The sequence below is a fragment of the Streptomyces sp. NTD91 genome (genome assembly GCF_059510455.1).
Window position 1 is genome coordinate 15,398 of the sequence record NZ_JCAJZW010000054.1, and the last position, 25,667, is coordinate 41,064.

General features: G+C 73.4%; 19 protein-coding genes, 1 tRNA gene and 3 pseudogenes. 9 read left to right on the forward strand and 14 right to left on the reverse strand.

Going from position 1 to position 25,667, the window contains the following annotated elements; translation table 11 throughout:
- Positions 1 to 382: 382 nt before the first annotated feature.
- Positions 383 to 1,024, reverse strand: a pseudogene (locus AC5WRT_RS34475) (thiamine pyrophosphate-binding protein); the annotation flags it as partial.
- 91 nt (positions 1,025 to 1,115) lie between these two features.
- Here AC5WRT_RS34475 and AC5WRT_RS34480 point away from each other — a divergent pair.
- The 3 genes from AC5WRT_RS34480 to AC5WRT_RS34490 all read left to right on the forward strand — a co-directional run bounded on the left by AC5WRT_RS34480 (position 1,116) and on the right by AC5WRT_RS34490 (position 4,950).
- Positions 1,116 to 2,132, forward strand: coding sequence for a 4Fe-4S dicluster domain-containing protein (locus AC5WRT_RS34480; protein WP_496097409.1), 1,017 nt, complete (start codon positions 1,116 to 1,118; stop codon positions 2,130 to 2,132).
- The gene (nrfD, locus tag AC5WRT_RS34485) at positions 2,129 to 3,139 is read left to right on the forward strand and encodes an NrfD/PsrC family molybdoenzyme membrane anchor subunit (RefSeq protein ID WP_496097360.1); all 1,011 of its coding nucleotides are present in this window, start codon (positions 2,129 to 2,131) and stop codon (positions 3,137 to 3,139) included. The genes AC5WRT_RS34480 and nrfD overlap by 4 nt, the downstream gene beginning before the upstream one ends.
- Positions 3,140 to 3,438: 299 nt before the next feature.
- A complete protein-coding gene (locus tag AC5WRT_RS34490; protein ID WP_496097361.1) occupies positions 3,439 to 4,950 on the forward strand; it encodes an MFS transporter in 1,512 nt (503 codons plus the stop codon).
- A 26-nt stretch (positions 4,951 to 4,976) separates the two neighbouring features.
- Here AC5WRT_RS34490 and AC5WRT_RS34495 read toward each other — a convergent pair whose 3' ends face one another.
- The 3 genes from AC5WRT_RS34495 to AC5WRT_RS34505 form a co-directional block, all read right to left on the reverse strand.
- Positions 4,977 to 5,189: a hypothetical protein gene (locus tag AC5WRT_RS34495; RefSeq protein WP_496097362.1), complete on the reverse strand. Its 213-nt coding sequence runs from the start codon at positions 5,187 to 5,189 to the stop codon at positions 4,977 to 4,979.
- A gap of 93 nt (positions 5,190 to 5,282) precedes the next feature.
- Positions 5,283 to 5,498: a hypothetical protein gene (locus AC5WRT_RS34500; protein ID WP_496097363.1), complete on the reverse strand. Its 216-nt coding sequence runs from the start codon at positions 5,496 to 5,498 to the stop codon at positions 5,283 to 5,285.
- Between the two features lie 7 nt (positions 5,499 to 5,505).
- On the reverse strand, positions 5,506 to 5,640 hold the full coding sequence (locus tag AC5WRT_RS34505; RefSeq protein ID WP_496097364.1) for a hypothetical protein: 135 nt from the start codon (positions 5,638 to 5,640) through the stop codon (positions 5,506 to 5,508).
- Between the two features lie 93 nt (positions 5,641 to 5,733).
- On the opposite strand from AC5WRT_RS34505, the gene fdh reads away from it, so the two are divergent.
- The gene (gene fdh, locus AC5WRT_RS34510) at positions 5,734 to 8,994 is read left to right on the forward strand and encodes a formate dehydrogenase (RefSeq protein ID WP_496097365.1); all 3,261 of its coding nucleotides are present in this window, start codon (positions 5,734 to 5,736) and stop codon (positions 8,992 to 8,994) included.
- A gap of 65 nt (positions 8,995 to 9,059) precedes the next feature.
- On the opposite strand, the pseudogene selD reads toward fdh, so the two are convergent.
- Positions 9,060 to 10,073 (reverse strand): annotated as a pseudogene (gene selD, locus AC5WRT_RS34515) (selenide, water dikinase SelD); the annotation flags it as partial.
- Between the two features lie 37 nt (positions 10,074 to 10,110).
- Here selD and AC5WRT_RS34520 point away from each other — a divergent pair.
- Positions 10,111 to 10,207 (forward strand) — tRNA-Sec (locus tag AC5WRT_RS34520).
- Positions 10,208 to 10,286: 79 nt separating this feature from the next.
- Here the strand turns inward: AC5WRT_RS34520 and AC5WRT_RS34525 are convergent.
- Positions 10,287 to 11,984: pseudogene (locus tag AC5WRT_RS34525) on the reverse strand (GTP-binding protein); the annotation flags it as partial.
- On the reverse strand, positions 11,981 to 13,525 hold the full coding sequence (selA, locus tag AC5WRT_RS34530; protein ID WP_496097366.1) for an L-seryl-tRNA(Sec) selenium transferase: 1,545 nt from the start codon (positions 13,523 to 13,525) through the stop codon (positions 11,981 to 11,983). The gene selA and the pseudogene AC5WRT_RS34525, both read right to left, overlap by 4 nt.
- A gap of 132 nt (positions 13,526 to 13,657) precedes the next feature.
- Between selA and AC5WRT_RS34535 the strand changes: the two genes are divergently transcribed.
- Positions 13,658 to 14,041, forward strand: coding sequence for a hypothetical protein (locus tag AC5WRT_RS34535; protein ID WP_496097367.1), 384 nt, complete (start codon positions 13,658 to 13,660; stop codon positions 14,039 to 14,041).
- A 10-nt stretch (positions 14,042 to 14,051) separates the two neighbouring features.
- On the opposite strand, the gene AC5WRT_RS34540 is transcribed toward AC5WRT_RS34535, so the two are convergent.
- The 4 genes from AC5WRT_RS34540 to AC5WRT_RS34555 all read right to left on the reverse strand — a co-directional run bounded on the left by AC5WRT_RS34540 (position 14,052) and on the right by AC5WRT_RS34555 (position 17,799).
- Positions 14,052 to 15,095, reverse strand: coding sequence for an MASE1 domain-containing protein (locus AC5WRT_RS34540; RefSeq protein WP_496097368.1), 1,044 nt, complete (start codon positions 15,093 to 15,095; stop codon positions 14,052 to 14,054).
- A 132-nt stretch (positions 15,096 to 15,227) separates the two neighbouring features.
- Positions 15,228 to 16,058: a PP2C family protein-serine/threonine phosphatase gene (locus tag AC5WRT_RS34545; RefSeq protein ID WP_496097369.1), complete on the reverse strand. Its 831-nt coding sequence runs from the start codon at positions 16,056 to 16,058 to the stop codon at positions 15,228 to 15,230.
- A 118-nt stretch (positions 16,059 to 16,176) separates the two neighbouring features.
- Positions 16,177 to 16,497: a hypothetical protein gene (locus AC5WRT_RS34550; protein WP_496097370.1), complete on the reverse strand. Its 321-nt coding sequence runs from the start codon at positions 16,495 to 16,497 to the stop codon at positions 16,177 to 16,179.
- A 93-nt stretch (positions 16,498 to 16,590) separates the two neighbouring features.
- Positions 16,591 to 17,799 carry a putative hexosyltransferase gene (locus AC5WRT_RS34555; RefSeq protein ID WP_496097371.1) on the reverse strand — a complete coding sequence of 403 codons (1,209 nt, stop codon included), beginning with the start codon at positions 17,797 to 17,799 and terminating at the stop codon, positions 16,591 to 16,593.
- 184 nt (positions 17,800 to 17,983) lie between these two features.
- On the opposite strand from AC5WRT_RS34555, the gene AC5WRT_RS34560 reads away from it, so the two are divergent.
- Positions 17,984 to 19,429, forward strand: coding sequence for a glyceraldehyde-3-phosphate dehydrogenase (locus AC5WRT_RS34560; RefSeq protein ID WP_496097372.1), 1,446 nt, complete (start codon positions 17,984 to 17,986; stop codon positions 19,427 to 19,429).
- A gap of 75 nt (positions 19,430 to 19,504) precedes the next feature.
- On the opposite strand, the gene AC5WRT_RS34565 is transcribed toward AC5WRT_RS34560, so the two are convergent.
- Together AC5WRT_RS34565 and AC5WRT_RS34570 are read right to left on the reverse strand one after the other, a co-directional pair.
- Entirely contained in the window at positions 19,505 to 21,472 is a 1,968-nt protein-coding gene (locus AC5WRT_RS34565; RefSeq protein ID WP_496100919.1) for a collagenase, read from the reverse strand.
- A 151-nt stretch (positions 21,473 to 21,623) separates the two neighbouring features.
- A complete protein-coding gene (locus AC5WRT_RS34570; protein WP_496097374.1) occupies positions 21,624 to 22,577 on the reverse strand; it encodes a LysR family transcriptional regulator in 954 nt (317 codons plus the stop codon).
- A 532-nt stretch (positions 22,578 to 23,109) separates the two neighbouring features.
- Here AC5WRT_RS34570 and AC5WRT_RS34575 point away from each other — a divergent pair.
- Together AC5WRT_RS34575 and AC5WRT_RS34580 are read left to right on the forward strand one after the other, a co-directional pair.
- On the forward strand, positions 23,110 to 23,679 hold the full coding sequence (locus AC5WRT_RS34575) for a TetR/AcrR family transcriptional regulator (RefSeq protein WP_496100923.1): 570 nt from the start codon (positions 23,110 to 23,112) through the stop codon (positions 23,677 to 23,679).
- A gap of 23 nt (positions 23,680 to 23,702) precedes the next feature.
- Complete coding sequence (locus tag AC5WRT_RS34580) at positions 23,703 to 24,869, forward strand: GDSL-type esterase/lipase family protein (RefSeq protein ID WP_496100920.1); 1,167 nt, start codon at positions 23,703 to 23,705, stop codon at positions 24,867 to 24,869.
- A 15-nt stretch (positions 24,870 to 24,884) separates the two neighbouring features.
- On the opposite strand, the gene AC5WRT_RS34585 is transcribed toward AC5WRT_RS34580, so the two are convergent.
- A complete protein-coding gene (locus tag AC5WRT_RS34585; protein ID WP_496097377.1) occupies positions 24,885 to 25,658 on the reverse strand; it encodes a class F sortase in 774 nt (257 codons plus the stop codon).
- Between the last annotated feature and the right edge of the window lie 9 nt (positions 25,659 to 25,667).

Sequence of the window (25,667 nt, forward strand, 5' to 3'; positions counted from 1 at the left end):
CGGAGGCGGCGCGCCCGGCGTTGCCCACGACCACGGCCGGCCTCCCGGCGCCGTCGAGCGTCTCGGCCGCGCGCCGGACGTCCCCCTCGGCCGGCGGACGCACGGGCGGGGTGACGTCGAGAGGGACGGCCCGGCCCGGCCCGGCGGGCGACGTCGCCTCGAGGATGTGGCGTGTAACGACGAGGCTCGCGACGCCCCGGTCGGTGAGCGCGGCTCGCACGGCCCGGTCCAGGGCGTCGCCCATGAGGTCCGGCCCGGAGACCTCCTCGCAGAACACCGAGAGCTCCGCCAGATGGCGCACGATCCGTCCCCCCGCCGGCCGGGCGGACGGCGCGTCGCCCACGACCGCGAGCACCGGGGTCCGGTCAGCCGCCGCGTCCCAGAGCCCGCCCAGCAGCCGCAGCGCCCCCGCGCCGGACGGCGCGAGACAGCAGCCGAGGCGGCCGCTGAGCTTCGCGTCGGCGCACGCCATGAGGGCGGCGGACTCCGCGCCGCGCGCCTGGACGAACCACGGCGCCCGCGATCCGCCGCACAGCGCCACGACCAGCGGATCGATCCCGGCTCCCGGCACGCCGTACACCCGCCCGGCACCCCAGGCCCGAAGCCGGGCCGCGACGCCCTCCGACACGTCCACCACGCCGGCCTCCTCCCGACCCGAACACCGTCCGCGGCCACGGGTAGCCCTGCGCCGGTCCGGGCAAACGAGCCCCGGCAGTTTCGGGCGGGCGGAGCCGGGGGACCCGTGCCAGGCTCGAGGGAGAGCACCCAGAGTGCGGACGCCGGCACGGACGGAAGGCGAGGGCGCTGTGGCGGTCCGGGGAGCGGCGGTCGGCCCGCGGCGAGGCGGGCTGAGCGCCTGGTGTCCGCGCTGGACCGGGTGCCCGGCCTGCTGCTGGCGACCCGTCCGCGACACGCTCCGCCCTCGCGCCGACGGCACGGAGGCCTGGCGCTGGTTCCACCGGCACCGGCTGCGCAACGCCCTGAGCCGCTGGTACGTCGGCAAGAGCGTGGAGATGCCGGCCACCGCCTGGCAGAAACGCCGGGCGGAGTTCGTGCGGGCGGCGCCGGGCGAGGTACTCGAGGGGGCGAGGAGTCATGAGCATGGAGGTACGGCGATGAGGGACGGCGACGAGGAGCGCGGACACCTGCTGTACGGCCCGCAGCCGGACGTGGCCGGGGCCTCCGGCTACCAGGACGCCCCACCGAGGATGGGGTTCTTCACGGACACCTCGGTGTGCATCGGCTGCAAGGCGTGCGAGGTGGCCTGCAAGGAGTGGAACGCCATCCCGGAGGACGGTCTCGTCTGGACCGGCATGTCGTACGACAACACCCAGGGTCTGGGCGCCGACACCTGGCGGCATGTCGCCTTCGTCGAGCAGCGCAAACCGTTCGGCGGCCAGGAGCCGGGAGTCGGGCACGAGGACGTCGACGTGTTCGCCGCCGCCGGACGGCTCGGCACCGGCGCCTCCTCCCCCGGCCCGGGCGCCACCGCTCCCCCGCACGGGCCGGCCCCCGCGGGCGCACCTGCCGGGGAGATCTCCCCCGTCTCCCCGGACGGCCGCACCGAGCTGCGCTGGCTGATGGCCTCCGACGTGTGCAAGCACTGCACGCACGCCGCCTGCCTGGACGTGTGCCCGACGGGTGCGCTGTTCCGCACCGAGTTCGGGACGGTCGTCGTCCAGGAGGACGTCTGCAACGGCTGCGGCTACTGCGTGCCCGCCTGTCCCTACGGCGTCATCGACCAGCGCGAGGACGACGGCCGGGTGTGGAAGTGCACCCTGTGCTACGACCGGCTCGGCGTCGGCATGGAACCCGCCTGCGCCAAGGCCTGCCCCACCGACTCCATCCAGTTCGGCCCGCTGGAGGAGCTGCGCGAGCGGGCGGCGAACCGGGTGGCACAACTGCACGCGGCCGGAGTGACCGATGCCCGGCTGTACGGCGAGAGCCCCGACGACGGGGTCGGCGGCGACGGCGCCTTCTTCCTGCTGTTGGACGAACCGGAGGTCTACGGCCTGCCCCCGGATCCGGTGGTGACCACCCGCGACCTGCCCGACATGTGGCGGCACGCGGCGCTGGCCGCCGTCTCGCTGGCGGCCCTCGCCGTCGGCAGCTTCGTGAGGAGGCCACGATGAGCGAGTCCGACGTCACCCGGGACGGCGTCCGGGGCACGCGCCCCGGCAGGCAGGCGCCGACGGGCGCGCACGCGGGCCGCCGTCGCAGGCGCGGCCGGGGCGAGCAGCCGATGGTGCCGGAGGCGGAGTTCTCGTCGTACTACGGCAAACCCGTGCTGAACAAGCCGACCTGGGAGCCGTGGGACATCGCCGGCTACCTCTATCTCGGCGGCCTGGCCGGGGCGTCCTCGTTGCTCGCGGCGGGGGCCCGGGCGAGCGGCCGTCCGGGGCTCGCCGCTCCGGCGAAGCTCGGGGCGGCCGGGGCCATCTCCGTGTCGCTGGCCGCGCTCGTCCATGACCTGGGCAGGCCGGCCCGGTTCCTGAACATGCTGCGCGTGCTGAAGCCCACCTCGCCCATGAGCGTGGGCTCGTGGCTACTGACGGGGTACGCGCCGCTGACGCTGACCGCCGCGGCCACCGAGGTGACGGGGCGGTACCGGCGGCTGGGCTCGGCCGCCACTGCGGCCTGCGCCGTGCTCGGCCCGGCCGTGGCGACGTACACGGCGGTGCTGCTCTCGGACACCGCCGTTCCGTCCTGGCACGAGGGCTACCGCGAGCTGCCCTTCGTCTTCGCGGGCTCCGCCGCGACCGCGGCCTCAGGCCTGGCGCTGGCCGCCGCTCCGCCCGCCCAGACCGGCCCGGCCCGCCGACTGGCCGTACTCGGCGCGGCCCTGGAACTGGGCGCCTTCCGGGCGATGAAGCGGCGCATGGGCCTGACCGCCGAGCCGTTCGAGCAGGGCAGGTCGCGCCTGCTGCTGCGCGCGGCGGAGGCGCTGACGGCGGGCGGCGCGGCCCTCGCCCTGTCCGGCGGGCGGGACCGGCGTCTGGCGCTGGCCGCCGGAGCCGCGCTGCTCACCGGCTCGGCGGCCCTGCGCTTCGGTGTGTTCCACGCCGGGGTGGACTCGGCGCAGGACCCGAAGTACACGGTCCTCCCCCAGCGGGAGCGGCTGGAGCGGCGCGGGCGCTGACGGCCGCGCTCCCCCGCGCCCGGCCCGCCGCGTGCCCGGGGTCCGGGGCGCCGCCGAACCCGGGCCGCCCCGGTGCTCAGCGCCTGGGGCGCGAGGAGCGGACCGCGACCGGTTCGGCCGCGGGGGCGCGCTTGACCACGGCCCCGTCGGTCACGGTGGTGTCGCCGCGGCGCGGCTCGGGGCGGCGTCGTTTCTCGAGCGCGCGGAAGCGGGCCGACCGCACGGCGCCGGTGTGTGTGCCCGTGTCCCGGGCGGGGAACCTCGTCCCACCGGGTGCGCACCCGCCGAGAGGAGCCCATGTGACAGAGTCGGTTGCGGACGGGCGGCGCCCGGACGCCGGGGAGGCCGGCAACGTGCCGGATCCGAACCGCTGGCGGGCGCTGTGGGTCACCCTGGTGGCGGGCTTCATGAGCCTGCTGGACGTGACGATCGTGGCGGTCGCCCTGCCCACGGTCCAGCGCGATCTGCACGCCTCCCCCGCCCAGGTGCAGTGGGTCGTGTCCGGGTACGCCCTCAGCTTCGGCCTGGCCCTCGTCACCGCCGGCCGCCTCGGGGACGCCCTGGACCGACGCCGGATCTTCCTGCTGGCCCTCAGCGGTTTCGTGCTCTTCAGCGCGGCCTGCGGAGCGGCCCCCGACATCACGCTGCTGGTGGTGGCCCGGCTCGCCCAGGGACTGGCGGCCGGCTTCATGGCCCCGCAGAACTCCGCGCTCATCCAGCAGATGTTCCGCGGCGCCGAGCGTGGGCGCGCCTTCGGGTTCTTCGGCGCCACCGTCGGCCTTTCGGCGGCCACCGGGCCCATCACCGGCGGCGTCATCCTCGCCCTGGCCTCGGGCCCTCAGGGCTGGCGCTGGGTCTTCTACGTCAACGTGCCCATCGGCGTCCTGGCCGTTCTCCTCGGCCGCCGCCTGCTGCCCCGCACCCGGCGCTCCGGCCGCGGACACCTGGACGTGCCCGGCGTCCTGCTGCTCGGTCTCGGTGTCCTCGCGCTGATGTACCCGCTGGTCCAGGCGGACTCCGGCGGAATCGGCCGCGTGTGGTGGCTGTTCCCCGCCGGCGCGGTGATCTTCGCCGTCTTCGCCCAGTGGCAGCGCCGGCTCGCCGCCCGGGGTGCCCAGCCCCTGCTGGACCCGCGCCTGTTCACCACCGTGCGCGGGTACGCCGTCGGCGCCGGCGTCGGCACGCTGTACTTCATCGGGTTCAGCGGTGTGTGGCTGGTGTTCGCGCTGTTCTACCAGCACGGGCTGGGCTACTCGCCGTTGCGCTCCGGTCTCGCCGTGACCCCCTTCGCGCTGGGCTCGGCGGGCTCCTCCGTGGTCGCCGGCCGGATGGTGGAGCGGTTCGGCCGCCTGCTCACCGTGTGCGGTCTCACCGCCGTGATCACGGGCCTGGGCGGTACCGCGCTGCTGCTCCGTCTCGGGCCCCCCGGCGTCGCGTCCTGGGCCGCCGCGCCGGTTCTGTTCCTGGCCGGCGTGGGCAGCGGCTTCGTCGTCTCCCCCAACGTCACCATGACGCTGCGGGACGTACCGGTGTGCATGGCGGGGGCGGCGGGCGGCGCGCTGCAGACCGGGCAGCGGCTGGGCGCCGCGGTGGGCACGGCCGCCCTGCCCGGCTTCTTCTACCTGGTCCTCGGCAGGAGCGGGGACTACCGCGGCGCCCTCGCCACCGCGCTGGGCGCCGCCCTCGTCGGCATGGCGGCGTCGCTGGTGCTCGCGACGTTCGACTGGCGCCGTGACCGGCGCGGGCACCGGCCACACCGGAAGTGCCCGGACGAGGTCGCCAACGACCCCATGCACTCCCGGCAGACGTGACGTGATCACGGCCGTGGTCCGCGCGGTCAGCGGGCCAGGGGGCCGCCTCCCTGCACGGGCACGCCCGGGCGCTGCGCCTCCCGTTCCTCGCGGTTCACCCAGGCCCGGGTGACGGCCGCCGCGGCGACACCGACGGGCAGCATGCCGACGATCATGGTCAGGCCCTCCGTGGAGCGGCCCGCGGCGACGACGCCCACGGCGGGCAGGTCCAGCAGGGGTGTGGCGAGGAACAGGTACACGCAGCGCCCGGGATCGTCGAGGGCGGTGCCGGGTGCGGGCCAGGACCGGGAGCCAGAGCAGGACGGCGGCGGCGAGAAGGGCCGGTTCGTCGATCAGGGCACCGCGGGAGCCCGCAGACCGGTGTCCGCGCCGAGCACGGCCCGGGCGTGGACCGGCACCAGCAGGGGCAGCGCCACGGGCGCGGGAACGCTGATCCGCTCCCACAGCGGGGAGCGCCGCAGCATGTGTACGGCGCCGGGGATCACGGCGGCGACCAGGAGGGCGGAGAGGGCCATCGGGGCGACGGACATGTGCCCGGAACGGTCCATGGCGTCCTCACCTCTCCCGGGCCGCCGTGCCGCGCACCGCCAGGGCTGCGGAGACGGCCAGCAGGGGTACGGCGACGACGGGCAGCCAGCGGCGGGTTTCCCGGCTCGGCGGCCGCACACCTGTCGGTGTCCGTTTGGTCACCGGCGGTGCGGGTACTCCACGGCCCACCAGGGCGAGAGATGCCGCGGCGGCCCCCATGCGGGAAAATCGAGGTGTCGGGCGGAAGGAGTGACCGTGGGCGTACGCACCTGGATCGGCTCCTGGCCGGTCTACCGCCAGTTGACGGGCACGGATCCGCTGGGCCGGGGCGCCGCGGCCAAGAGCGGGCGCAGCGAGCGCCTCACGCCCCGCGTCGCCGCCGCCGACCGGGTGGTGAAGTCGGTCTGCCCTTACTGCGCGGTGGGCTGCGGCCAGAACGTGTACGTCCAGGAGGACAAGGTCACCCAGATCGAGGGCGATCCGGACTCCCCGATCTCGCGCGGCCGACTGTGCCCCAAGGGCGCGGCGAGCCTGCAGCTGACCACCGGGGACGCCCGTGAGCACCAGGTGCTCTACCGGCGCCCGCACGGCACCGAATGGGAGCGCCTCGACCTGGACACGGCGATGGACATGATCGCCGACCGGGTGATCGAGGCACGCCGGAAGGGCTGGCAGTGGGAGGTCGACGAGACCCGTACCCGGCGCACGCTCGGCATCGCGAGCCTGGGCGGGGCGACGCTCGACAACGAAGAGAACTACCTGATCAAGAAGCTGTTCACCGCGCTCGGAGCGATCCAGATCGAGAACCAGGCGCGCGTTTGACACTCCTCCACCGTTCCCGGTCTGGGAACCTCGTTCGGACGCGGCGGCGCGACCACCTTCCAGCAGGACCTGCAGAACGCGGACTGCATCGTCATCGAGGGCTCGAACATGGCCGAGTGCCATCCGGTCGGGTTCCAGTGGGTGATGGAGGCCAAGGCGCGGGGCGCGAAGGTGATCCACGTCGACCCGCGCTTCACCCGCACCAGCGCACTGGCCGACGTCCATGTGCCGCTGCGCGCGGGCACGGACATCGCCTTCCTCGGCGGGATCATCCACTACGTGCTGGAGCACGAGAAGTACTTCCGTGACTACATCGTGGCGTACAGCAACGCACCGGTCGTCCTGCGCGAGGACTTCCACGACACCGAGGACCTGGCCGGGGTCTTCTCGGGCCTCGACGCCCGCAACCGGTCCTACGACAACGGCAGTTGGCAGTACGAGGGCACGGAGGTCCAGGCGGCCTCCGGGGAGCGCGACCAGGAGTACGAGGAGCGCACCCGGGGCGGCAGCTCGGTCACCGAGGCGGCACGCGGCGAGGCGCACGGCTCCGGCGGCGCGGTCATCGGCGAGGGCGAGCCGGAGCGGGACGAGACACTGACCCATCCGCGCTGTGTGTTCCAGCTGCTCAGGCGGCACTACGCCCGCTACACGCCGGAGACGGTCGAGCAGGTCTGCGGCGTGCCGCAGGACCTCTTCCGGCAGGTGTGCGAGCTGGTCACGGAGAACTCCGGCCGCGAGCGGACCACGGCGTTCGCCTACGCCGTCGGCTGGACGCAGCACACGGTGGGCGTGCAGTACATCCGCGCGGCGTCCGTGCTGCAGACCCTGCTCGGCAACATCGGCCGGCCGGGCGGCGGCATCCTCGCGCTGCGCGGGCACGCCTCCATCCAGGGCTCCACGGACATCCCGACCCTGTTCAACCTGCTGCCGGGCTACATCCCGATGCCGCACGCCCACCAGAACCAGGACCTGGACGCCTTCGTGCGGGCCGAGGCGGCCCACAAGGGCTACTGGGGCAACATGCGCTCGTATCTGGTGAGCCTGCTCAAGGCGTACTGGGGCGACGCGGCGACCGCGGACAACGACTTCTGCTTCGACTACCTGCCCCGGCTGACCGGCAGCCACTCGACGTACGAGACGGCCATGGCCCAGCGGGAGGGCACCTGCACGGGCTACTTCCTGTACGGCGAGAATCCGGCGGTCGGGCACGCCAACTCCAAGCTGATGCGACTCGGCATGGCGAACCTGGACTGGCTGGTCGTGCGCGACTTCTCCCTGATCGAGTCGGCGACCTGGTGGAAGGACGGACCCGAGATCGAGACCGGTGAGCTGCGCACCGAGGACCTCCGCACCGAGGTGTTCTTCCTGCCCGCCGCCGCACACACCGAGAAGGACGGCAGCTTCACCAACACCCAGCGGTTGCTGCAATGGCACCACCAGGCGGTCGAGCCGCCCGGCGAGGCGCGCAGCGATCTGTGGTTCACCTACCACCTGGGGCGGATCGTCCGGGAGAAGCTCGGCGGGTCCACCGACGAGATGGACCGGCCGCTGCTCGACCTGGCCTGGGACTACCCGACGAAGGGCCGGCACGCGGAACCGGACGCGGAGGCCGTGCTGGCCGAGATCAACGGCCGTGACGCCGAGGGCCGTCCGCTGTCGTCGTACGAGGAGCTGAAGGACGACGGGTCGACCGCCTGCGGCTGCTGGATCTACTGCGGGGTGTACGCCGACGGAGTCAACCAGGCCGCCCGCCGCAGGCCCGGCCGGGAGCAGGACTGGGTGGCGGCCGAGTGGGCGTGGGCCTGGCCGGCCAACCGCCGGATCCTCTACAACCGCGCCTCCGCCGACCCGCAGGGCAGGCCCTGGAGCGAGCGCAAGGCGCTGGTGTGGTGGGACGCGGGGAAGGGCCAGTGGACGGGGCACGACGTACCCGACTTCAAGAAGGACAAGTCGCCCGACCACGAGCCGCCCGAGGACGCGACCGGCCCGGACGCGCTGACAGGGACGGACCCGTTCATCATGCAGGCCGACGGCAAGGCCTGGCTGTACGTGCCGTCCGGACTCACCGACGGCCCGCTGCCCGCCCACTACGAGCCGCAGGACTCGCCGTTCCCGAACCTGCTCTACGACCAGCAGCGCAATCCGGTACGGCAGTTGATGCCCTCCGTCCCCGACAACCGCTACCAGCCGAGCGGTGACGAACCCGGCTCCCAGGTGTTCCCGTACGTCGCCACCACCTACCGGCTCACGGAGCACCACACGGCGGGCGGCATGTCCCGCTGGCAGCCGTATCTCGCCGAGCTGCAACCGGAGTTCTTCTGCGAGGTCTCCCCCGAGCTGGCGGCCGAGCGGGGCCTGGAACACACCGGGTGGGCGACGATCGTCAGCGCGCGCGGGGTGATCGAGGCGCGGGTGCTGGTGACGGACCGGATGGCGCCGCTGACGGTGCAGGGGCGCAGGCTGCACCAGGTGGGGCTGCCCTACCACTGGGGGACCAACGGCTACAGCACCGGGGACGCTGCCAACGAGCTGCTGCACCTGTCCCTGGACCCGAACACCCATATCCAGGAGACGAAGGCGTTCGCCGTGGACATCCGCCCGGGGCGCAGGCCGCGCGGCCCGGCGTCCGTGGAGCTGGTACGCGCCTACCGGACGCGGGCGGGCATCGACGAGCACACCGGAACCGAGCCCTGAGGCGCCTGGGCGGCAGGGGCCGGCGCGGGATCAGCCGAGCACGAGGGGGCGGCTTCCGGTCATTTCAGCACGAGGGAACGGGTCCCGCGCGCCACCAGCTCCCCCACGACCGGCGCCCCGGGCACCTCCCCGGCGACCAGGAGCCCGCCGGAGGTCTGGGCGTCGGCCAGCAGCAGCCGGGTGCCCTCGTCGGTGTCCCCGAAGTCGGTGTGCGGCGCGACCCATTCCAGGTTGCGCCGGGTACCGCCGCTGACGTACCCGTCCCGGACGGCCTCCCGGGCCCCTTCCAGGTACGGGACGGCGGCGGTGTCGACCACGGCGGTCACCCCGGAGGCCCGGGCCAGCTTGTGGAGATGGCCGAGGAATCCGAACCCGGTGACGTCGGTGGCGCAGGTGGCTCCGGCCGCAAGGGCGGCCTCGGCGGCGTCCCGGTTGAGCGCGGTCATCGTGGCGACGGCCTGCTCGAACCGTTCACCGGTGGCCTTGTGCCGGTTGTTCAGCACGCCCACGCCCAGAGGCTTGGTCAGGGAGAGCGGCAGCCCCGGCCGGCCGGCGTCGTTGCGCAGCAGCCGGTCGGGGTCGGCGAGACCGGTGACGGCCATGCCGTACTTCGGCTCCGGGTCGTCGACGCTGTGCCCGCCGCCGACGTGGCAGCCGGCCTCGGTGGCGATGTCCAGGCCGCCACGCAGCACCTCGCGGGCCAGGTCGAAGGGGAGCCGGTCGCGGGGCCAGGCCAGCAGGTTCACGGCGAGCACCGGCCGGCCTCCCATGGCGTACACGTCGGACAGGGCGTTGGCGGCGGCGATGCGCCCCCAGTCGTAGGCGTCGTCCACGACCGGGGTGAAGAAGTCGGCCGTGCAGACGACCGCCGTTCCCCCATGCCTGACCACGGCGGCGTCGTCGCCGGTGGCGAGCCCGACCAGCAGCGGGGTGTCGCCCTCGGTCGGCCGGGGCACGGTCAGCCCGGCGACCACGTCCTCGAGCTCTCCGGGCGGGATCTTGCAGGCGCAGCCGCCGCCGTGGGCGTACTGGGTGAGCCGGACGGGCGCCTCGCGGACGGGTGCGGATGTCGATGTCATACCGGCGGTCTCCTGGGGCAGTAGCCTGACGAGCGGTGGAGGCGTGTGGGTGCCTGGTGGCCCTCCCGGTCTTCAAAACCGAGGGGCCCGAGGATCTCGGGCCGGCGGGTTCGATTCCCGTCCGCCTCCGTCCACCGCCTCCGTACGGCAGCGGCGGCGCTGGTCGTCGACGCGCTCGGTGTGTCCACGGGCGTCCAGGAACTCCAGCAGCGGTACGGCCACCCGGCGGGTGGTGTCGAGCGCCTTGCGGGCCTCGCTGAGCGTGAACGGCTGGGGCAGGGTGCGCAGCACGGCGGTGGCCTCGGTGTCTGCGCCGGGCAGCAGCACGATGCCGTCGGCGATCCGCAGCAGCGTCCCGGCCGTGACGGCGGCGGCCAGCGTCCGGCGGTCCAGGCCAAGTTCGGCGAGCCGCCCGGCCTCGGGGGCGCGGAACGGGGCATCGGCGAGATCGCGACGCACGGCGTCCACGGCGGCGCGGACGGGCGGGGGCAGGGCAGGGCCGATGCTCTTCGCGGCGTGCAGGCGGCCGTTTCGGGTACGGAGCCGGGGGGTTGCTTCGGCCAGGGCGTCGACCAGCGCCCGGTCGGGAAGGCCGAGCACCCTGCGGGCCGCCTCGGTGGGCAGGCCGGGTTCCAGCGGGTGGTCCTTCGCGTACCGCTCGACCTCGTCGGCCAGCCGTTCCTTCAGAACGGCCCCGTACGCGTCGTCCACCAGCCAGTCCCCGGCGACGGTCTCACAGGGAGCCGCGATGCCCATCGCCAGCAGGTCGGCGCGCCGGATCAGCTTGCGCCGGCGCAGTTCGGCGGCACCGTCGGGGCGGCCGGTCATCCCGGCGAGTTCGGCGGCGCGGGCGCGCCCGGCACCGCGCCGGGTCAGCCGGGGCGGTCGTACGTCGAGGACGGTCACGCCGCACGGCATGCGGCTGCCGCCCGGTTCGCGCAGCACGGCCCGGTCGCCGACCCGCAGGGGCAGGGCGCGGGCGAGGGTGAGCCGGGCGGTGTCCGCGCCGAGCGGGCGGACGGTCACGGGCACGGCTGCGGTGCCGATGTGGAGGGTGACCGAGCGGGGCAGGCCGTCCGCGGGCTCCCCGGTGATCCGTACGTCGAGCACCGCGCCGGAGAGCCAGCGGTCGGGGGTGAGCAGCACCTGTCCCCGGCGCAGTCGGTCGTCGCCCCGGCCGTGCACGTTGACCGCCACGCGGGCCACCCCGCTGACGGCCCTGCGGTCCTCGTGCAGGCTCTGCAGCCCGCGCACCCTGAGCACGGCCGAACCGTCGCCGGTGACCAGCCGGTCGCCGACCCGCAGGGTGCCCGCGCCGAGGGTGCCGGTCACCACGGTGCCGTGCCCGCGCACGGTGAAGGCCCGGTCGAGCCACAGCCGCACGTCGGCGTCGGGGTCAGGGTCGGTCAACTCCCTTGCCAGACGCGCCAGTTCTTCGCGCAGCTCGTCGAGTCCCGCACCGGTGACCGCGCTCACGGCGACCGCGGGCGCCTTGCCGAGACTGGTGCGGGCCAGCCGCTCGACGGCGTCGACGCGGACGGGGTCGGGGTCGGCGAGGTCGCTGCGGGTCACCGCGAGGACGGCGTGCCGGACGCCGAGCGCGTCGAGGACGGCCAGGTGCTCCTCGGACTGGGGCTGCCAGCCCTGGTCGGCGGCGACCACGAACAGCACTGCGGGCACGGGTCCGACGCCGGCCAGCATGGTGGGCACGAAGCGTTCGTGTCCCGGCACGTCGACGAAGGCGAGGTGGTCCCCGTCCGGGCCGAGCCGTGTCCACACGAAGCCCAGGTCGAGAGTGAGCCCACGGCGGCGTTCCTCCTCGTACCGGTCGGGTTCCATGCCGGTGAGGGCCCGGACCAGAGCGGACTTGCCGTGGTCGACGTGGCCGGCGGTGGCGAGCACCCGCATCATGGCCCTCCTTCCCCGGCCGGCCGGGCGGAGCGCACGGCATCGGCCAGCCGTTCGTCGTCGCGCTCGGGCACCGTGCGCAGGTCCAGCAGGCAACGGCCCGCCTCCAGCCGTCCCACCACGGGGACCGGGCCGGTGCGCAGCGCGGCCGCGTAGGCCTCGGGCAGCGAGAGCGCCGCACTGGGCAGCACGACGCCGGGGGCACCTCCGCCGCCCACCGTGGCGCAGGAGTCGACGGCCCGTACGTCGATGCCGTCGGCGGCGAGCGTGCCGGCGACCCGGTCGGCGCGGGCGTGCAGGCGGGCCGGGTCGGCGGCGAGAGCGCGGGCGGTCGGGGTGGGCGGCCCGGTGAGGGTGGCCTCCAGGGCGGCCAGCGTCAGCTTGTCGACGCGCAGGGCCCGGGCCAGCGGGTGCCGGGCGAGGGAACGCACCAGTTCCCGGTCGCCGAGCAGCAGACCGCACTGGGGGCCGCCGAGGAGCTTGTCTCCGCTCGCGGTGACGAGCGAGGCACCGGCCAGCAGCTGGGTCTCGGCGTCGGGTTCCTCGGGCAGCGCCGGGTGCGGGGCGAGCAGCCCGGAGCCGATGTCGACGACGACGGGCGCGCCGAGACCGCTGAGTTCGGCGGTCTCGGCGGAGCGGGTGAAGCCGGTGATACGGAAGTTGGACGGATGCACCTTGAGCACGAACCCGGTGTCCGGGCCGATCACGGCGGCGTAGTCGGCGGCGGTGGTGCGGTTGGTCGTACCGACCTCGCGCAGCCGGGCGCCGGTCGAGACGAGCAGGTCGGGCAGGCGGAAACCGTCGCCGATCTCCACCATCTCGCCCCGGCTGACGACGATCTCGCGGCCGGCCGCGAGCGCGGTGGCGGCGAGCACGAGGGCGGCGGCGCCGTTGTTGACGACGTGCGCGGCCCCTGCCGACGGGACACGCTCGGTCAGGGCGGCGAGGGCGGAGCGGCCACGGCGGGCGCGCACCCCGGTCTCCAGGTCCAGTTCGACATCCGTGGGCCCGGCGGCCTCCTGGACGGCCTTCCGGGCGGCGGCCGACAGCGGGGCCCGGCCGAGGTTGGTGTGCAGCAGCACCCCGGTGGCGTTGATCACCGGCCGCAGTCCGCTCGCGGTACCGGGCAGCAGCGCGACGGCCGTCTCCGGCACCTGCTCGGGCCGGATGCCGCCCTCCCGGGCCCGCTCCTGCGCCTCGCGCACGGCGGCCTTCACCACACCGGCGCCGAGCCGCTCCACCGCCGCGGACAGCCGGGGGTCGCAAAGCAGGCGGTCGGTGCGCGGAATACGGCGGCGGGCGTCGGTGCCGGCGGGCGCGGACGCGCCGGGGCGCGGCGGTCGTACGCCGTGGTGCGAGGCTTCCACGGACGTGTCGTCGGGCGTGGGTATGCCAGGGTCCGAGGGCCGTCCCTCCTCCGCGGGTGGCCGTACGACGTGCTCCGGCGCTCCTGCGGCCGTGCCGCCGGGCCGTTCTTCGCGGGGGGCGCGGGGCCGGTCCGCCCCGGTCCGCCGGTCCGCCGCGCCCGCCGTCCGCTGTTCCATGCCGCGTCTGCTCCTCCGGTCCCGCCCGTACCCGTCCGGTCTTCCCCTCATCGTCTCCCGGTGCCCCGGAACGGCCGACCGACACGCCGGGAGCGGGGTGACGGCGGGCAGGGCTCGGGTACCCGGCGCCGCATGAAGGACAGGGACCGTATGCACGACAGCGGCCGAACGCAGGGCCGGGAGCACGAACGGCAGGGCAAGGGCACGCCGGCCGCCGAGGAGGCCGCACGCCGGAAGCGCGAGAGCGACCGCGAGCGTGCCTTCGCCGAGCCGTTCGACCACCCGTACCCGGAGCGCCGGGCGGGGGTCCGGGCGCGGCGCCGTGTGAGCGAGGCGCAGGCCGCCGCGGACATGCCGCCGGGCATCCCGGGCGGTTACGGCGCCACCAGGGGTGGTCAGCCGTGTGCCACCGGCGCCGCGCACCCGCCGACGCCCACGCCACAGGACATCGGGTCCCGCACGGGAGCCGTGGAGCCGGGCGGCGACGAGGGGCCGGTGAACCGGTCCGGCCGATGACACGGACCGGTTACGGGGGCCTGCTGGGTGAGGGCGCGCCCGCCCCGCCGTCGGTGCCCTCGGGGTGCCCGGTGTCCGGCCGGGCGCGGGGCGGCGGTGGGGCCTCGCCCGCGGTGAGGTGTTCCAGGACCTCGACCAGTTCCTGGCACGCCTTCTCCACCGAGCGCCGGGTGTTGCGCTGCTCGGTGATCAGGGCGGACAGCAGGAGCGCGGTCAGGGCCATCGCGCCGTTGAACGCCTGGAGCTTCGCCATCACCTCGATCCGGCTCAGGCCGACGAAGGCCCCGACACCGTCCGTGGCCGCGATCGTCGCCAGCACGGACGTCACCAGCGCGCACAGCGCACTGCCGACGAGCTGGAAACGCAGGGCGGCCCAGATGATCAGTGGGTAGACGAGGAAGAGCACGCTGATCGAGCTGTAGACGGCCACCGGGACGATCGCGCAGGTGACGACGGTCAGTGCGGTCGCCTCCTTCCAGCGGGCCAGGGAGGGCGGCCAGCGCGCATTGTGCAGCAACAACAGCAGGGGGGTGACGATCAGGACGCCCATGGCGTCGCCCACCCACCAGGCCAGCCAGACGGGCCAGAATCTGTCCGCGTCCAGCTTGTCCATGAGGACGAGGAGGCCGACGCCGGTGGTGGCGCTGATCAGCATGGCGGCCAGGGCGCCCAGGAACACCAGGGCGACGCCGTCCCGCAGCCGTGCGAGATCGGTGCGGAAGCGGACCCTGCGCAGCAGGAGCACCGCGCACACGGGTGCCAGGGTCTGACCGGCCAGGGTGCCGAACACGTCGATGCCGGGGGTGCTGATGGTCAGCACGGTGAAGAAGCCGCCGATGGTGATGCCCGGCCAGCAGCGCAGACCGAGGATCAGCAGGGCGGCGACGGCGACGCCCGTCGGCGGCCAGATGGGACTGACGACCGCGCCCTCGACGGAGAGTTCGCGCAGGAGTCCCAGCCGGGCCGAGCCGTAGTAGCAGGCCGCGACAGCGAGTACCTCGACGGCGGAGCCGCCCGGCCGGCGCACATCGTCCCTACCCACCACAGCAGCCATCTCACACCGAAGTCCCGGGCTCGGCGAGGCGAGAGCCGGCACGGACCGGCCCTGTGGCTCGTCGACGCACCTTCCCCGCCTACGGCCCGGGCAGACCCGGCCGCCCGCGCGGGGCCCGGACGGACGGGCCCGTCACACGGCGTCTGCGGGGGCGTCAAGACCCACGACCAGGACGGCCGCGTCGTCGTCGTGGCCGACGCTCTCGGCTCCCTTGATCACGGCGGCGGCGAGCGCCGCGGCCTCCAGGCCTGCGACGACGGCGATGCCGGCGAGGTTCGCCACGTGCTCCAGGCCGTCCTCCATGTTCAGTGAGGGGCCCTCCACCACGCCGTCGGTGAGCAGGACGAAGACGCCGCCCGTGGTGAGCCGGTGCCTGCTCACCGGGAACTGCATGTGCTTGTCGATGCCGAGCGGCGGGCCGCCCTCGTCGGCGGCGACGCCGGCCTTGCCGTCCGCCGTGGCCCAGACGAACGGGATGTGGCCGGCCCGGGCGCTCTCCAGCACTCCGGTGGCCGGGTCGAGGCGCATGAAGATGCAGGTGGCGAACAGGTCGGTGCCCAAGGACAGCAGCAGGTCGTTGGTGCGCGACAGCACTTCGCCGGGCTCGCCGGTCACGGAGGCGAGCGCGCGCAGGCCGGCCCGCACCTGGCCCATGAACGCGGCGGCCTCGATGTTGTGCCCCTGGACGTCGCCGATGGCCAGCCCGATCCGCCCGTCGGGCAGGGTGAACGCGTCGTACCAGTCGCCCCCCACGTTGAGACCGAGGTTGGCCGGTGTGTAGCGGACGGCGAGATGCAGGTTGGGTGCCGTGGGCAGGTCACGGGGCAGCATGCCGCGCTGGAGGGCGATGGCCAGCTCCACCTTGCTGCGCTGCAGTTCCGCACGCTCCCGTGCCTGGGCGGTGAGCGAGCCGAGCCTGGCCAGCAGCTCATCGCCTTCGTCCGTGGAGCGCTTGCGGAGCATGGATCACTTCCGGCGAAGGGGTGGCCTTCGACGACGGCCGCCTGACATTTCGGCAAACGCCTAAATTTTACCTATTTCCCACCATTTCGCCGTACCTCGGCCGTGATACGACGCCCGGTCAGCGCACCTCGGAGTCGATCCCGGTGATCACGGCGGGGCCGAGCGCGGCGCTGCGCTCGTCCAGTCCCGCGTCCCGCAGGGCGGAGCCGGCGACCCTGCGGGCCTCCTCCTCCGCGTGCCGGCCGGTGTCCGCCTCGACGGTGAGGCGGAGCGTGAAGGTGTTGTCCTCGTTGACACTGAGCACGTCCAGGCCCTGGGCGTTGCCCATCCGGGTCCCGTGCGGGTCCGCCGGGCCGAGCGCGCCGGCCAGGCGGGCACGGGTTTCCGTCCCGATGTCCGCGATGAAGGTACCGGGGACGCTGATCACGTACGTCGTCATGGCGATCCTTTCCTCGGGCGTCCCCCGCCTACCCCGATTCGCGGCGTTCGCACAGCGACGCGGCCGCAGCCCGCGTGACGCACCGGTGCCGGCTCACAGCGGGGAGTAGGCCACCACCGTCACGTAAGCGCCGAAGAGCAGGGACACCAGGGTGAGGCCGCCGTAGACGACCACGGCGTGGGCCGGCCGGACCCGCCAGGTGCGGGCCAGCGCCCGGGCCATGGGGATGAGCAGCGGGAAGGCGGGCAGCAGGAAGCGCGGCTTGGAGGAGAACGAGCCGGAGCCGCCGACCACGAGCAGGACGAGGATCCCGGCGAAGATCACCAGGACGAGCGGTGCCCGTTCCAGGCACAGCAACACGAACAGCAGCACGCCCGCCGCGACGATCACCAGGGCCATCGGGTAGACGACGCCGCCCCCGTGCAGCAGCAGGGCCTTCACGAACCGCGCCGCGCCGACACCGAAGTCGAAGCGGGAGTCCCAGGCGCTCTGCACCTTGAAGTAGCCGCCGAACAGGTCTCCGATCTGGCTGCCCACCCACAGCACGTAGGCGAGCCAGCCCAGCGGGGCGATCACGGCACCGGCCCACAGGCCCGCCGGGGCCCGGCCACGCTGCCGCAGCACCTCGTAGGCGGCGGCGAGGGACACCGCCCCCGCGACCGCGAAGCCGCTCGGCCGGGACAGGCCGGCGAGCGCCGCGAGGACACCGGCCCACAGCCAGCGGCCCCTGAGCACGCAGTACAGGGACCAGACGGCGAGGGCGGCGAACAGGGACTCGGTGTAGGCGATGGTCAGTTCGACGGAGTGCGGAAGGGCGGCCCACAGGGCGACCAGCGCGGTGGCGACCCCGCGTCCGTAGAGAAAGTGGCCGACGACGTACACGCCGCACGCCGCCGCGCCCGCGGCGGCCCAGGAGATCAGCAGCGCGGCCTGCCCCGGGCTGAGCGGCAGCACGGTGGTCAGCGCCCTGATCAGGCCCGGGTACAGCGGGAAGAAGGCCCAGTCGCTCTGGACGGCGCCCTGCGGGGTGATCCAGATCTTGTGGCCGTAGCCCTGGGCGGCGATGTGCAGGTACCAGCGGGAGTCCCAGGAGTGGGCGAAGCTCTTGACGAGCGGGTGCCCCCTGACGGCGTTCGTGACGATCACCACGAGGACACCGGCGAGCCGGACGGCCGCGAACAGGACGATCGCCGGGAGCGCCCCCTCGGGGAGCCCGCGCCGGGCGATCCATGACAGGGTCGTGGGACGGAGGGGCCGGGACGGGGCAGCCGCTTCGGGCCGCGGTACTGAGGAGGTGCTCACTCTGTTGACCTTGGGCACGCCAGGTAAGACGTGCAATCCGGGACCGGGGTTTCTTACGGACTTCCACCCTGATTCAGGAATGAGTCAAGGAATGGGTGCATATCCCTTACTCCGCCGCCCCCGGACGGAGCAGTTGAGAGGTGCGGTTACCATATGAGCGCTCCCTAGCTCGAAAGATGGATCCGTGACTGTCAACGACGACTCGTTCACCAACTGGAAGATCCGCGAGGAGATCGCGGAGTCGATGATCCCGCTCATCGGGAAGCTGCACCGCGAGCGGGACGTGACCGTCCTGCTGCACAGCCGCTCCCTGGTGAACAAGTCGGTGGTCAGCATCCTCAAGACGCACCGCTTCGCCCGGCAGATCGACGGCGCGGAACTGTCGGTCACGGAGACCATGCCGTTCCTCGAGGCCCTGACGGCCCTCGACCTCGGGCCCTCCCAGATCGACCTCGGCATGCTGGCCACCACGTACAAGGCCGACGGCCGCGGCCTGAGCGTGGCCGAGTTCACCGCCGAGGCGGTCGCCGGTGCCACCGGCGCCAACAAGATCGAGCGCCGTGAGCCGCGCGACGTCGTGCTGTACGGCTTCGGCCGCATCGGCCGGCTGGTCGCCCGTCTGCTGATCGAGAAGGCCGGCTCCGGCAACGGTCTTCGGCTGCGCGCCATCGTGGTGCGCGGCGGCGGCGCCCAGGACATCGTCAAGCGTGCCTCGCTGCTGCGCCGCGACTCCATCCACGGCCAGTTCCAGGGCACCATCACGGTCGACGAGGACAGCAGCACGATCGTGGCCAACGGCAACGCCATCAAGGTGATCTACGCCGACGACCCGTCGCACGTGGACTACACCGAGTACGGCATCCGGGACGCCATCCTCATCGACAACACCGGCAAGTGGCGCGACCGCGAGGGCCTGTCCAAGCACCTGCGCCCCGGCGTCGAGAAGGTCGTGCTGACCGCGCCGGGCAAGGGCGACGTCCCCAACATCGTGCACGGCGTCAACCACGACACCATCAAGCCGGACGAGCAGATCCTGTCCTGCGCCTCCTGCACCACCAACGCGATCGTGCCGCCGCTGAAGGCGATGGACGACGAGTACGGGGTGCTGCGCGGCCATGTGGAGACCGTCCACTCGTTCACCAACGACCAGAACCTGCTGGACAATTACCACAAGTCCGAGCGCCGCGGCCGCTCCGCGCCGCTCAACATGGTGATCACCGAGACCGGTGCCGCCTCCGCCGTCGCCAAGGCGCTGCCGGACCTGAAGGCGAAGATCAGCGGCAGCTCGATCCGCGTCCCCGTGCCGGACGTCTCCATCGCGATTCTCAACCTGCAGCTGGCCCGCGAGACCACCCGTGAGGAGGTCCACGACCACCTGCGTGAGGTGTCGCTGACCTCGCCGCTCAAGCGCCAGATCGACTTCATCACGGCGCCCGACGCGGTCTCCAGCGACTTCATCGGCTCGCGCCACGCCTCGATCGTGGACGCCGGGGCGCTCAAGGTCGACGGCGACAACGCGATCCTCTACCTCTGGTACGACAACGAGTTCGGCTACTCCTGCCAGGTGGTCCGGGTCGTGCAGCACGTGTCGGGCGTGGAGTACCCGACCTTCCCGGCGACGGCGGTCTGATCCCGCTCGTCTCCAGGCGTACGGCCGCCGACCGGTTTTCCGGCCGGCGGCCGTCCTGCTGGTGCGTCGTCGGTGTCAGGCCCTGACGGGGGTGGCGCAGGCGCCCGCGGCGCACGCGGTGAGCCACCGGTCGAAGTCGGCGTCGTAGCGGGTGCCGATACCGTCGTGGTAGACGGCGTATCCGCCGGCGTAGTCGCCGACCCGGAAGTGTGCCAGCATCGCCTGGACGTCGTCGGGGTGCTTCTCCACCATGTAGCGCACGGCGAGGTAGCCCCACGGGTAGGTGCGCACCACGTCGCTGTTGTCGTAGGTGCTCTCGAAGAGAGTGCTCAGGCGATACGTGTGCTTGGCGGCCTCCTGGACCGCCTGGTCGTCGGCGAGGCCGCGGTAGCTGTAGGAGACGTACTCGGCGACTCCCTCGATCCACCACACGTCCGGCACGCTGATCTCCTGGGCGAAGTCGCCCTTCATGTCGTCCCGGCCGTCGAGGAAGTGCGTGTACTCGTGGTTGAGGTTCCATATCCGGGCCGGGAACCCGTCGTCGTACGGCTTCTGGTACATGATCGACGTGACGTGGTTGGCCGGGTCGGCGGGATCGCCGTCCAGGGTCATGCCGCCGTTGTCGGTGTCGATGCCGTAGATCGGGCCGGCGTAGGTCTGGTAGTCGGCACGGCTGCTGAACACCACCAGCTGGATGGTGGACACGTACTGGCCCGGTATCGCACCGTCGGCCCTGACCAGACCCCGGAAGTAGGCGCTCTGGCGCAGCACGCCGGCGCAGGCGGCGTCCAGGTCGGCGGCGCTCAGCGACTGGGCGAGGACGGTGACGTTCGCGTCGCAGTGCCGGGTGACCGGCAGGACGGCCTTGGCCAGCTTGACCGGCAGGTCACAGACGTCGTAGTAGGCGCAGTCGGCGGCGTCGTAGGCGTTCGCCTGCGTGGCCACGGCCACCCAGAGTCCGGCCGTCGGGCCGGTCATCGCGGTCGCGCCCAGCAGGCTCCTGACCAACGGCTGGACGATGTCTCGCAGTTCGGGGTGCTCGACGTAACGGGCGAGATTCATCCCGGCGTTGGAGTCCAGGACGGCACGGTCGGTGCCGAGGAGGCCGGTGTTGACGAGGGCGAAGTCGTAGAGGGTGCCGATGATGCGCGGGTCGGCCTCCACCGCCTTGACGTACTCGGGGTTCCAGTTGCCGCGCCACAGCGGTGTGTAGACGTCGTTGACGGCCCTGACCATGCTGTCGACGGAGTCGTAGGAGCTGTCGTAGTCGTCCAGCAGCCGCCGGTAGACCGGCAGATAGCGGCCCTGCCGGCCGGCGCTGTCGGTGAGGACGACGGTCTCGCCGAGAATGTCGCCGTTCGCCGCCGTCACGTCACGCGAGTGGGAGCGGGCGAAGAAGGCGTCCAGGCCGGCCGTGACGGCCCTGGTGAGGCGCGTGGTGTAGGCGCCGACGTCCCCGGGGTGGTTGAACTGCGCGTAGTAGCCGGCCCGCAGGAAGAGAACCAGTTGTTCGAGGCCGTCGGCGTCGTCGCCGCGGTACCGCCGGGCCGTCCGGGTGTACGCGGCCGCCACGGTGAGCATCTGGGCCTGGCGGAAGACGTCGTGCGCGTCCTTGCCGGTCACCGGGAAGAGGGTGTTGACGCAGTCCGTGGACGAGGCCTTCACGAAGGACACGAGCGCGGACCCGGTACGGCTGCCGAAGTCGGCGGGAGTGCAGGAGGCCGCCTTGGCCTGCCGTGCCGTCGGGTGGACCGACAGCGGTTGCAGCGGCGGGAGTTGGGCGGGGCTGAGCCGCCTGGTCCGACCCGCGGGACGCTCGGTCACGGGGGTGGTGGCGCCGGCCGGAGACGGTACGGGCCAGTGTCGCAGGGACGCGGCGCGTGCACCGGCGGGGTGCGGCGGTCGCCGGGACGCCGCCGGCGCCGGTGTGGACAACAGGCCGGCGACGGTGACGCCGACGACTGCGGCGACGGCCATGCGTGCGGCCGCACGCGGGCGGTCGCGGCCGGGCACGCGTCCGGGCGGCGCGAAGCGATAGCGCATCTGGACTCCTCCATGAAGGGATGCGCCTCGGTGGGGGGTTGAGGCGTGTGAGGCACTGTGTCAGCGGCAGCCCGCCCCAACAATGCCGTGTGACATAGCACATGACACCGACGGCTCATAACATCCCGGCTCCGGCTTCGACGTGCGGGTCCTACGCCCCGGTGACACTCCAGGTACGCGAGGCCCAGGCACGCAGGTGGGGCGCCTGCGCCACGAGGTCGCGGTAGGCGGCGGTCGCGGACTGGCACAGTGCGTCCACGACCTCGTCGGCGACGGTGTCGGGCCGCCAGGCCAGCACATAACGGCACCACAGCGGGGAGCCGACCAGCGGCTTGACCACGACGTGCGGGATCGGCCGCAGCGTCGGCTGCACCAGGGACACCCCGAGCCCGCCGGCGATCATGCTCTGCAGCTGGGTCTGGTCGCCCAGGAACTCGTGCACGGCGACCGGTGTGAACCCGGCCGCCGCACAGGCCTCGTAGAACACCCCGGGCCAGCCGGCACCGTCGTCCGGGGTCACGAACCAGGCGTCCTCGGCCAGATCGGCGAGCTGCACCTGCGCGCACTGCCGCAGCCGGTGCCGGGCGGGCAGGGCGACGAACGTCGGCTCGGTGACGATCCCGCGGTGCCTGACCGTGCCCGAGTGGCGCAGTTCCATGCCGGGGTAGTCGGCGGCGATGGCGACGTCCACCGCGCCCTCCTCCAGTCGCTCGACGATCCGCGAGGAGGCGTAGACGCTGGTGACCGAGAGGGACAGCTCCGGCAGGCGGGTACGGACCCGGGCGACGGTGCCGGACAGCATGGGCGAGTTGGTGGCCGCCACGCGCAGGGTACGGCGGCCGCGCGCACCGGCAGGGCGGTGGCCGATGGCGTCGGCGCGGGCCAGCACGTCGCGGGCCCGGGCTACGACCTCGGCGCCGTAGCGGGTCGGCCGCACACCGCTCGTGCCGCGTTCGAACAGCGGCTCACCGAGGTGGCGCTCGATGCGCCGCAGCTGGGTGCTGACTGCGGGCTGCGAGTAGCCGAGCTGGGCCGCGGCGCGCCCCACACTGCCGGCATCGGCGATCGCGCACACCACCCGCAGATGGCGCAGCTCCAGCTCCATCGCCCGACTCCCCGTTCCCGCCCCGGGGAGATCCGTCCGCATCTCCCGTGAAGCCACTGCTCACAGCCCCCGCCGGCCCTGATGGCGACCGGCGCAGCGAAGCGTCGCACCGCACGGCCCCGGACACAAGTCGCAGGACCGCCGAGGTGGTCCCCGCGGGCCGCGAACCCATTGACGGACACGGTCGCGAGGGGCGTCCTGCGCGGCCGGGGCGACGCGGAAGTCCGGATGCCGGAGCAGGCCGAGGTGACCGGTATCGGCCACGCGACGAGAGCGCGTTCCTCGTCCCACGGCGGATCCGGATCACGACCTGACGACCGAGCGGGCCGTCGTCCTGCTCGTCCGGCTGGGCAGCGCGGGGCCGCCGGCGGACCGGGAGGAGTTCGTCGGCCCGTTCTCCCTGGTGATCCGCGAGTCGACGGGGGGCCGACCCTTCCGTCAGCAGGCGGCAGCGCCTTCCTTCGCCGATCCCCTGTTTGCCTAAATACTTTAGGCAGGCTCATACTCGCCTATGGCAAAGGAGGACTACGTGATGGTGCGCGCGGGACTGACCACCGAGCGCCTCGTGCATGCGGGCGCGGAACTCGCCGACCAGGTCGGCTTCGACCAGGTGACCGTCTCGGCGCTGGCCCGGCGGTTCGACGTCAAGGTCGCGAGTCTGTACTCGCACCTGAAGAACTCCCAGGACCTCAAGACCCGGATCGCGCTGCTGGCGCTGGAGGAGATGGCTGGCCACGCCGCCGACGCGCTCGCCGGCCGGGCCGGCAAGGACGCCCTCGCCGCCTTCGCCGACGTGTACCGCGACTACGCCCGCCGACACCCCGGCCGGTACGCGGCGGCCCGGTTTCCGCTGGACCCCGAGACGGCCGCCGCGAGCGCCGGCCCCCGGCACGCCCAGCTGACCCGGGCGATCCTGCGCGGCTACGACCTGCCCGAACCCGACCAGACGCACGCCGTCCGGCTCCTCGGCAGCGTCTTCCACGGCTACGTCAGCCTGGAATCGGCCGGCGGATTCAGTCACAGCGCCCCCGACTCCCAGGAGTCCTGGACCCGGATCCTGGACGCCCTCGACTCCCTGCTGCGCAACTGGCCCAGCCCCTGATCCCGACAGAGCAGGCTCACACCATGCACACCATCCCGCTCACCCCCGAACTCCTGCGCGGCGCCCTCGATCTGGAACGCACCGCCCACGGACTGCTGCCGCACCGGCTGCCGGCCCGCGCCCGCGCCCAGTGCGCCGATCCGCAGCTGGCCATGGCGGAGTCCCAGCCCTCGGGCGTACGGCTGGTACTGCACACCCGCGCCACCACGATCGAGTTGGACACCCTGCCGACCAAGCGCGTCTACTCCGGGGCACCGCCCCGCCCGGACGGGGTGTACGACCTGCTCGTCGACGGAGAGCCGGCCGGCAGCGGCAGCGTCGCCGGCGGCAACACGCTCACCATCGACATGACGACCGGCACCACAGAACGCCGACCGGGCGAGGCCGGGACCGTGCGCTTCTCCGGGCTGCCCGGCACCCTCAAGGTCGTGGAGATCTGGCTGCCGCACGACGAGAGGACCGAGCTGGTCGCGCTGCGCGCCGACGCGCCCGTCGAAGCGGTGCCGGACCAGGGGCGCAAGGTCTGGCTGCACCACGGCAGTTCCATCAGCCACGGCTCGGACGCGGCGAGCCCCACCACCACCTGGCCGGCGCTCGCCGCGTCCCTCGGCGGGGTGGAACTCATCAATCTGGGGCTGGGGGGCAGCGCCATGCTCGACCCGTTCACCGCGCGCACCCTGCGCGACACCCCGGCCGACCTGATCAGCCTCAAGCTCGGCATCAACGTGGTCAACGCCGATCTGATGCGGCTGCGCGCGTTCGGCCCCGCCGTCCACGGCTTCCTCGACACCGTCCGCGACGGACACCCCGACACGCCGCTGCTCGTCGTGTCGCCGATCCTGTGCCCCGTCCATGAGGACACGCCGGGCCCCAGCCTCCCGGACTTCTCCGCCGTGGCCGAGGGGCGGCTGCGGTTCGTGGCCGCCGGGGATCCGGCGGAGCGGGCGAGCGGGAAACTCACCCTGGCGGTCATCCGCGAGGAGCTGGACCGGATCGTGCGCGAGCGCTCGCCCGAGGACCCGCACCTGCACTATCTCGACGGCCGTGAGCTGTACGGCGAGGCCGACTTCGACGAGCTGCCGCTGCCCGACGGCCTGCACCCCGACGCCGCCGCGCACCGCCGCATGGGCGAGCGGTTCGCGGCGCTGGCGTTCGGTCCGGGCGGCGCCCTCGCGGACGGCGCCGTCTGACCCGCACGGACCGGCTCACACCAGGTGGGCGAAGACCACGAGGTTCTCCGTGTAGTCCTTCGCCGTGTGGTCGTACGGTCCCGCGCAGGTGATCAGCCTGGCCTCGGGACGCCGGGCGTCGCCGTAGACGCGCTTGCTGGGGAAGTCCTTCTTGGCGAAGGTCTCGGCGTCGTCCACGACGAAGTCGGCGTCGCGTCCGTCGGCGCGCTCCACGGTGAAGCGGTCGCCGCGCCGCAACTCGTCCAGGTTGGCGAAGACGGCCGCGGAGGTCTTCGTGTCGACGTGCCCGGCGATGATCGCGGTGCCCTTCTCTCCGGGCGAGACGCCCTTGGAGTACCAGCCGACGAGGTTGGTGTTGCCGGCCGGCGGCGGCTGCAGTCGGCCCGCGGAGTCGAGGGTCAGGGTGGTGAAGGGGGCGTTCACGGAGATCTTCGGGATGACCAGCCGGGTCGGCGCGGACCGGGGCAGCTCCGTGCGGGCCTGCTCCGGGACGGTCGGCTCGGGGTCGGTCTGCCATGTGCCGCCCTGCTCCGGGTCGGTCTGCCGTGGATCGGCCTGTTCCCGGCCGGTCTGCTCCGGGGCGGCCAGCCCCGGGTCGGCCTGGGGGGCGCTGAGGCCCGCGGCGCGGGATCTGTGCGGGGGGCCGTCCGAGGTGTGGTGGCCGCCGAACACACTGGCGGTGAGAACGACGATCGCCACGCCCCACAGCGCCAGCCGCCCGCCATGGCCGGAACTCCCCCCGTCCGCCTGCGGCTGCGCGGGGGGCGGGGAGGAGGGATCTGCTGCCATCGGACATCA